Origin of the sequence: Streptomyces sp. (assembly GCF_031178505.1) — a bacterium.
In the GTDB taxonomy this organism is placed as follows: Bacteria; Actinomycetota; Actinomycetes; order Streptomycetales; family Streptomycetaceae; genus Streptomyces; species Streptomyces gulbargensis.
In genome coordinates this window covers 1-8,825 of record NZ_JAPSIW010000242.1, presented here as the reverse complement: position 1 = coordinate 8,825, position 8,825 = coordinate 1, and the positions used below count along the sequence as shown (strand labels likewise).

Annotated in this window: 6 protein-coding genes and 1 pseudogene; 6 read left to right on the top strand and 1 reads right to left on the bottom strand. The window is 69.0% G+C overall.

The features are described from left to right. Positions 1-5 precede the first annotated feature (5 nt). From tig to clpX, 4 genes are all read left to right on the top strand, one after another. On the top strand, positions 6-1,379 hold the full coding sequence (gene tig / locus RIF68_RS17645) for a trigger factor (protein ID WP_309052225.1): 1,374 nt from the start codon (positions 6-8) through the stop codon (positions 1,377-1,379). A gap of 252 nt (positions 1,380-1,631) precedes the next feature. Continuing rightward, entirely contained in the window at positions 1,632-2,249 is a 618-nt protein-coding gene (locus RIF68_RS17640; RefSeq protein WP_309052224.1) for an ATP-dependent Clp protease proteolytic subunit, read from the top strand. Between the two features lie 62 nt (positions 2,250-2,311). Beyond that, entirely contained in the window at positions 2,312-2,974 is a 663-nt protein-coding gene (locus tag RIF68_RS17635) for an ATP-dependent Clp protease proteolytic subunit (protein WP_309052223.1), read from the top strand. A 177-nt stretch (positions 2,975-3,151) separates the two neighbouring features. Beyond that, complete coding sequence (gene clpX, locus RIF68_RS17630; RefSeq protein ID WP_030494070.1) at positions 3,152-4,435, top strand: ATP-dependent Clp protease ATP-binding subunit ClpX; 1,284 nt, start codon at positions 3,152-3,154, stop codon at positions 4,433-4,435. Between the two features lie 79 nt (positions 4,436-4,514). Here the strand turns inward: clpX and RIF68_RS17625 are convergent, their stop codons facing one another. Further along, on the bottom strand, positions 4,515-5,492 hold the full coding sequence (locus RIF68_RS17625; RefSeq protein ID WP_309052222.1) for a hypothetical protein: 978 nt from the start codon (positions 5,490-5,492) through the stop codon (positions 4,515-4,517). Positions 5,493-5,631: 139 nt separating this feature from the next. On the opposite strand from RIF68_RS17625, the gene RIF68_RS17620 reads away from it, so the two are divergent. Together RIF68_RS17620 and RIF68_RS17615 are read left to right on the top strand one after the other, a co-directional pair. Further along, positions 5,632-8,259: a valine--tRNA ligase gene (locus RIF68_RS17620; protein ID WP_309052221.1), complete on the top strand. Its 2,628-nt coding sequence runs from the start codon at positions 5,632-5,634 to the stop codon at positions 8,257-8,259. A gap of 140 nt (positions 8,260-8,399) precedes the next feature. Further along, a pseudogene (locus RIF68_RS17615) lies at positions 8,400-8,825 on the top strand (histidine kinase); the annotation flags it as partial.

Genomic DNA, 8,825 nt, shown 5'->3' with positions numbered 1-8,825 from the left:
GAACCGTGAAGAGCGCCGTGGAGACCCTGAACCCGACCCGGGTTCGGCTCACTGTCGAGGTGCCCTTCGAGGAGCTCAAGGACAGCCTCGACGCGGCGTACAAGAAGATCAACCAGCAGGTCACGGTCAAGGGCTTCCGCAAGGGCAAGATCCCGGCTCGCGTGATCGACCAGCGCTTCGGCCGGGGCGCCGTGCTGGAGGAGGCCGTCAACGACGCGCTTCCGAAGTTCTACAGCGAGGCCGTGAACGAGGCCGAGGTCAACCCGCTGGGCCAGCCCGAGGTCGACATCACCGAGCTGAAGGACGGCGAGCTGCTGGCCTTCACCGCCGAGGTGGACATCCGCCCGGCCCTCGAGATCCCGGACTACTCCGGCATCGAGGTCACCGTCGACGCCGTCGAGGTCACCGACGAGGACGTCGAGAAGTCCGTGGAGCAGCTCCGCGAGCGCTTCGCCTCGACCTCCCCGGTCGAGCGCGCCGCCCAGGACGGCGACGTCGTCACCATCGACCTCGAGGCCAAGGTCGACGGCGAGGTCCTGCCCGACGGTGTCGCCGAGGGCGTCTCGTACACCATCGGTTCCGGCGAGCTGCTCGACGGCATCGACGAGGCCGTCAAGGGCCTGGAGGCCGGCGGCGAGGCCACCTTCACCTCGCAGCTGAAGGGCGGCTCCGCCGAGGGCAAGGACGCCGAGGTCACCGTCAAGGTCACCGCCGTCGCCGCCCGTGAGCTCCCCGAGCTCGACGACGACTTCGCGCAGATGGCGTCGGAGTTCGACACCCTCGAGGAGCTCAAGGCGGACAGCCGCAAGCGCCTCGAGAACATGAAGCAGTTCGACCAGGCCACCCAGGCCCAGGAGCGCGTCCTGGACGAGCTCCTCAAGCTGGTCGAGGTCCCGATGCCCGAGAAGCTTCTCGAGGACGAGATCAACACCCGCAAGCACAACCTGGAGCACCACCAGCTCGGCCAGATGGGCCTCACCCTCGAGAAGTACCTGGAGATCCAGGGCAAGACCGAGGAGGAGTTCCTGGCCGAGACCAAGGAGCAGGCCGAGAAGGGCATCAAGACGCAGTTCATCCTCGATGAGCTCGTCAACAAGGAGAAGCTCGACGTCTCCCGCGAGGAGCTCACCGAGCACCTGTTCCGCCGTGCTGCCTCCTCCGGCATGAGCCCCGACCAGTTCGCCCAGGCCGTGGCCCAGGGCGGCCAGGTGCCGATGCTCGTCGGCGAGGTCGCCCGCGGCAAGGCCCTCGCGGTCGTCGTCGAGGCCGCCAAGGTCGTCGACACCAACGGCGAGGTCGTGGACCTCTCCGACGACGAGGACGAGACCGAGACCGCCGAGGCCGCCGCCGGCGAGGCCGAGGTCTCCGAGGAGAAGTAAGGCGCACCGGACGGCCTCGCGCCGCCCGCCGAACTCCCTGCCACGGGCCCGGACGCACATGAGTGCGGCCGGGCCCGTGGACGTCCCGGGGCCCCTCCCGCACCTCCAACTACCTTGCGCTCCCAGCGAACAGTTCGGGAACCGGGATGGCGTTGTCCTACCTGCGCGTTAGGGTCCATGAATACGGGGGCACTGCCCTCAGAACGAGACGCTGAGACGGCCCGGGGCCGTCGGAGACGAGCAGGTGGATACGTGACGAATCTGAAGCCTTACGCCGCGGGTGAGCCGTCCATCGGTGGCGGCCTCGGCGACCATGTCTACAACCGGCTGCTCGGCGAGCGCATCATCTTCCTCGGCCAGCAGGTCGACGACGAGATCGCCAACAAGATCACCGCGCAGATGCTGCTCCTGGCCGCCGACCCGGAGAAGGACATCTACCTCTACATCAACAGCCCCGGCGGCTCGGTGACGGCCGGCATGGCGATCTACGACACCATGCAGTACATCCCGAACGACGTGGTGACCATCGGTATGGGCATGGCGGCCTCCATGGGCCAGTTCCTGCTCACCGGCGGTACGGCCGGCAAGCGCTTCGCCCTGCCGAACACCGACATCCTGATGCACCAGGGCTCCGCCGGCATCGGCGGTACCGCCTCGGACATCAAGATCCAGGCCGAGTACCTCCTGCGCACCAAGAAGCGCATGGCCGAGATCACCGCGCGCCACTCCGGCCAGACCGTCGAGGCGATCATCCGCGACGGTGACCGCGACCGCTGGTTCACGGCGGAGGAGGCCAAGGAGTACGGCCTCATCGACGAGATCATCTCCGCCGCTTCGGGCGTTCCGGGCGGTGGCGGTACGGGCGCCTGAGCCCCGCCCGCCCGCTCAACAGCCCCAGCCCACCGAACGCCACCAGGACGGTGAACACCCAGATGCAGAACAACCTCTCCGCGAGCGGCCTCTACACCGGCGCGCCCATGGACAACCGCTACGTCGTCCCGCGCTTCGTCGAGCGCACCTCGCAGGGCATCCGCGAGTACGACCCCTACGCGAAGCTGTTCGAGGAGCGCGTGATCTTCCTCGGCGTGCAGATCGACGACGCCTCCGCCAACGACGTCATGGCGCAGCTGCTGTGCCTGGAGTCGATGGACCCGGACCGCGACATCTCCATCTACATCAACAGCCCCGGTGGCTCCTTCACCGCGCTGACGGCCATCTACGACACGATGCAGTTCGTGAAGCCCGACATCCAGACGGTCTGCATGGGCCAGGCGGCCTCCGCCGCGGCCGTGCTGCTCGCCGCCGGCACCCCCGGCAAGCGGATGGCCCTGCCGAACGCCCGCGTGCTCATCCACCAGCCCTCGGGCGGCACCGGCCGTGAGCAGCTCTCCGACCTGGAGATCGCGGCCAACGAGATCCTGCGGATGCGCAGCCAGCTCGAAGAGATGCTGGCCAAGCACTCCTCGACCCCGATCGAGAAGATCCGCGACGACATCGAGCGCGACAAGATCCTGACGGCCGAGGACGCCCTCGCCTACGGTCTCGTCGACCAGATCGTCTCGACCCGCAAGAGCACGGCCGCCTCGGCAGCCTGACGCTCGACGTTCCCTTGAGCACGGTCCGCACGGCCCGCATCGGCTCACGTGGCCGAATCGCGACCATGTGAACCGTGCCAAGGGGGGCCCGAACGGGGGGCCCGGCAAGGTACCGTCGAATATGAGGCACCAGGAGTCGCTGAACCAAGCGCTCCCAGGCGATAGGGGAAGCACCTCGTGGCACGCATCGGTGATGGCGGCGACCTGCTCAAGTGCTCGTTCTGCGGAAAGAGCCAGAAGCAGGTGAAGAAGCTCATCGCAGGACCCGGTGTGTACATCTGCGACGAGTGCATCGACCTCTGCAACGAGATCATCGAGGAAGAACTCGCCGAGACGAGCGAGGTGCGGTGGGAGGAGCTCCCCAAGCCCCGCGAGATCTACGAGTTCCTCGAGGGCTACGTCGTCGGGCAGGAGCCCGCGAAGAAGGCCCTCTCGGTCGCGGTGTACAACCACTACAAGCGCGTCCAGGCCGGCGAGAACGGCGGCGCGCAGGGCCGTGACGACGCCATCGAGCTGGCGAAGTCCAACATTCTGCTGCTCGGCCCCACCGGCTCCGGCAAGACGCTGCTCGCGCAGACCCTGGCCCGGATGCTGAACGTCCCGTTCGCCATCGCCGACGCGACGGCGCTGACGGAGGCCGGCTACGTCGGCGAGGACGTCGAGAACATCCTGCTCAAGCTGATCCAGGCGGCCGACTACGACGTCAAGAAGGCCGAGACCGGGATCATCTACATCGACGAGATCGACAAGGTCGCCCGTAAGAGCGAAAACCCGTCGATCACGCGCGACGTCTCCGGCGAGGGCGTGCAGCAGGCCCTGCTGAAGATCCTGGAGGGCACCACCGCCTCCGTCCCGCCGCAGGGCGGCCGGAAGCACCCGCACCAGGAGTTCATCCAGATCGACACGACGAACGTCCTGTTCATCGTGGGCGGTGCCTTCGCCGGCCTGGAGAAGATCATCGAGTCCCGCGCCGGCGCGAAGGGCATCGGCTTCGGGGCGACCATCCGCTCCAAGCGCGAGATCGAGGCGAGCGACCAGTTCCAGGAGGTCATGCCGGAGGACCTGGTGAAGTTCGGGATGATCCCCGAGTTCATCGGCCGCCTCCCGGTCATCACCTCGGTCCACAACCTCGACCGCGAGGCTCTCCTCAAGATCCTCGTCGAGCCCCGCAACGCGCTGGTCAAGCAGTACCAGCGCCTCTTCGAACTCGACGGCGTGGAACTGGACTTCGACCGCCCCGCCCTGGAGGCCATCGCCGACCAGGCCATCCTCCGCGGCACGGGCGCGCGCGGCCTGCGCGCCATCATGGAGGAGGTCCTCCAGTCGGTGATGTACGAGGTCCCGTCCCGCAAGGACGTGGCCCGCGTGGTCATCACGGCGGACGTGGTGCGGAACAACGTGAACCCGACGCTGGTGCCGCGGATCGTGAAGAACGACGGGCGGCACGAGAAGTCGGCCTGACGGCCGCACCGCACGACGCGAGGGGGTCCCGCCCGAAGGCGGGACCCCCTCTGTCGTACCGTCAGACCGGGCGGCCCGGTCAGACCTTGGACCGCGAGGTGCTGTAGAGCTTCGCGGCGAGGTCGGCGACCTCCGCCTGTCCGGCCGCCTGCCCCGCTCCGGTGATCTGCTCCATCCTGATCAGGTTCACGCCGCCGATCGTGCTGTAGTCGGCCCAGACGCAGATCGGGACCTCGAACGACTTGGCCGCCAGGCCGGAGGCCGAAGCCTTCGGTGTGAGCTTCGCGTTCTGGCACTTCATGAGGGCGCCCGAGAAACCGCTGGGCGTCACCTCGGTCGGGCTGCCCACCAGCTCGGCCTTCATCTCCTCGTCCTTGCCGCTGCCTTCCTTCATCTTCTGGAAGTAGCCGTCGATCGCCTTCTCCGGGTCGGAGATCTCGCCCCACATCCCGTTCAGGGTCAGCACGTTGCCCGTGGGCAGCTGCGCGCTGGAGGGCGCGCTGTTGCTGTACGAGGCGGAGGCCTTCTGCGGATTCTTGATGCCCAGGTACTGCTCCGCCGACGCCTTGTCGTCGGCGGACATCTCGCCCGAGGACGCCTTGGAGTCCTGCTTCTTGTACTCACCCACCGACGCGGCCGGGGTGATCTTGAAGCCCTTCGTGTCGTCGGCCACCGCCCCGTTCCCGCCGCTGCCGCCGAACAGGAAGTACGCCCCGACACCCAGCGCCGCGACCACCGCGACCGCGCCTATGACGAGGCCCGTCTTCGACTTCTTCGGGGCCGTCGGGGGCGGGGGGAAGGCGCCGGGGTGCTGGGGGGCGCCGTAGGGGGGCTGCTGGGGGTACTGGCCCGGCTGCTGGTAGCCGCCGCCGTACGGCTGCTGCGGGGGGACGCCCTGCGGGGCCTGCTGCGGGTAGCCGTAACCGGGCTGCGGCGCCTGCGGGGGCTGACCGTACGGCCCCGGCTGCTGCGGCTGCTGGCCGTACGGGCCGGGCTGGCCGTAGGGACCGGGCTGCTGCGGCTGCTGGCCGTACGGCCCCGGCTGGTTGAAGCTCATCGACAGGTTCCCCTCACAGGATGTTTATGCGTAGCGGACATCCTCGCGGAAGCCGGCCGCCCGGAGGGAGCCGGGGCCCCACACCGTTACCGAACAATCGAGTTTCGGGGCACCGGCACCGCACCCCTAAACTGGGCCCGTGACCGAGAACACTCAGCAGCACACAGCGCCCACCACCGAACTGCCGACCCAGTACGCGCCGGCCGAGGTAGAGGGGGCGCTGTACGAGCGCTGGGTGGAGCGCGGGTACTTCGAGGCGGACGAGAAGAGTGACAAGCCGCCCTACACCATCGTCATCCCGCCGCCCAACGTCACCGGCTCCCTGCACCTGGGCCACGCCTTCGAGCACACGCTGATCGACGCCCTGACCCGCCGCAAGCGCATGCAGGGCTACGAGACGCTGTGGCAGCCCGGCATGGACCACGCCGGCATCGCCACGCAGAACGTCGTCGAGCGCGAACTCGCCAAGGAGGGCAAGTCCCGCCACGACCTCGGCCGCGAGGCCTTCGTCGAGCGCGTCTGGCAGTGGAAGGCCGAATCCGGTGGTCAGATCTCCGGCCAGATGCGCCGGCTCGGCGACGGCGTCGCCTGGTCGCGCGAGCGCTTCACCATGGACGAAGGCCTCTCGCAGGCCGTCCAGACCATCTTCAAGAAGCTCTACGACGACGAGCTGATCTACCGCGCCGAGCGCATCATCAACTGGTGCCCGCGCTGCCTCACCGCGATCTCGGACATCGAGGTCGAGTACCAGGACGACGACGGCGAGCTCGTCTCCATCCGGTACGGCTCCGGGGACGCGGAGATCGTCGTCGCCACCACCCGCGCCGAGACGATGCTCGGTGACACCGCCGTCGCCGTCCACCCCGACGACGAGCGCTACCAGCACCTCATCGGCACCGAGATCGAGCTGCCGCTGACCGGCCGCCGCATCCCGGTCGTCGCCGACGCGCACGTCGACCCCGAGTTCGGCACCGGTGCCGTCAAGGTGACTCCGGCCCACGACCCGAACGACTTCGAGATCGGCCAGCGTCACGACCTGCCGTCGATCGCCGTCATGGACGAGCGCGCGGTCATCACCGTCCACGGCCCCTTCGAGGGCCTGGACCGCCTGGAGGCCCGCTCCGCCATCGTCGCCGCCCTGCGCGCCGAGGGCCGGATCGTCGCCGAGAAGCGGCCGTACGTCCACTCCGTCGGCCACTGCTCGCGCTGCAAGACCACCATCGAGCCGCGCCTGTCCATGCAGTGGTGGGTCAAGGTCGGCCCCCTCGCCAAGGCCGCCGGTGACGCGGTCCGCGAGGGCAAGGTCAAGATCCACCCGCAGGAGATGGAGAAGCGGTACTTCGACTGGGTCGACAACCTGCACGACTGGTGCATCTCGCGCCAGCTGTGGTGGGGTCACCGCATCCCGGTCTGGTACGGCCCCAACGGCGAGGTCGTCTGCGTCGGACCCGACGAGGAGCCGCCCGGCACCGAGGCCGAGGGCTGGAAGCAGGACTCCGACGTCCTCGACACCTGGTTCTCCTCGGGCCTGTGGCCCTTCTCCACGCTCGGCTGGCCCGAGCGGACCGAGAGCCTGGCGAAGTTCTACCCGAACTCCGTCCTGGTCACCGGCTACGACATCCTCTTCTTCTGGGTCGCCCGGATGATGATGTTCGGTCTGTACGCGATGGACGGCACCCCGCCGTTCCACACCATCGCCCTGCACGGCATGGTCCGTGACCAGAACGGCAAGAAGATGTCGAAGTCCTTCGGCAACGTGGTCAACCCCCTGGACTGGATGGACGAGTACGGCTCCGACGCCGTCCGCTTCACCCTGGCCGGTGGCGCCAACCCGGGCGTCGACGTCCCGATCGGCGAGGACTGGGTCAAGGCCTCCCGCAACTTCGCCAACAAGATCTGGAACGCGACCCGCTTCGCGCTCATGAACGGCGCCACGATCGAGGGGGACCTGCCCCCGGTCGAGCAGCTGTCCGCGACCGACCGGTGGATCCTGTCCCGTCTCAACAAGACGGTCGCCCAGGTCGACGCGTACTACGAGGACTACCAGTTCGCCAAGCTCAGCGACGCCCTCTACCACTTCGCGTGGGACGAGGTGTTCGACTGGTACGTCGAGCTGTCGAAGACGACGTTCTTCGCCGGCGGCGAGCAGGCCAAGGTCTCCGGCCGGGTCCTCGGCGAGGTCCTCGACGTCATGCTGCGTCTGCTCCACCCGATCGTCCCGTTCGTCACCGAGGCCCTGTGGACCACGCTCACCGGTCGTGAGTCCGTCGTCATCGCGGACTGGCCGCAGGACTCGGGCTTCCGCGACGAGGCGGCCGAGGCCGAGATCGTCAACCTTCAGCAGGTCGTCACGGAGGTCCGCCGCTTCCGCGCCGACCAGGGCCTCCAGCCCGGCCAGAAGGTCCCCGCCCGCCTCGAGCTCGACGGCACCGCGCTCGCCCCGCACGAGGCCGCCATCCGGCAGCTGCTGCGGCTCCAGCCGGAGGAGGAGGGCTTCTCCGCCACCGCCTCCCTGCCGGTCGCCGGGGCCACCGTCTCCCTCGACCTGTCGGGCACGATCGACGTGGCCGCGGAGCGCAAGCGCCTCGCGAAGGACCTGGCCGCCGCCGAGAAGGAGAAGGCCCAGGCCGAGGGCAAGCTCGGCAACGAGGCCTTCCTCGCCAAGGCCCCGGACAACGTGGTCGACAAGATCCGCACCCGCCTCGCCAAGGCGGAGGAGGACATCGCCCGCCTCCAGGCACAGCTGGAGCGGCTGCCGCAGGCGTAGCGGCGCCGGACGCCGACGGGTGGGGCCCGGGACCGGAATCGGTTCCGGGCCCCACCCGTTTGTACCGGAGTGGGTGACCTCACACGACTTGTGACGAAAGTCCGCCGGGCCGGGCCGAAGGACCCTGGATGATGGACGGCATGGACCGCATCCCCGCCCTCCGCGCGCTGCGCCGCCGCGTGGACCGGTGGGCGGGGCAGCCCCGGGCCATGGACGTCGTCGCCGCGGGCAGCGCCTTCGGCCTGATGCTCCTGGACGTGCCGGGGCTCGCCCGCGCCGACAATTCCCTCACCGGCGTCACCGCGACCCTGGTCCTCGCGGCCGGCGCCGCCACCCTGGCCCTGCGGCGCAGGGCGCCCTGGGTGCCGCTGCTCGTGGCGCTCGGCCTGATGGGCTGGCTGCACGAGCTGACCATGGTCCAGTTCGCCCTGTACTCCCTCGGCCGCTTCCGGGGCCGCCGGGCCGCCGTCCTCGCCACCCTGCTCTACGTCGGCACCGCCTACGCCTACTTCCACCTGCCCGGCTGGCCGGCCCGGCACGGTGCCACCCTGAGCGACTTCCTGAGT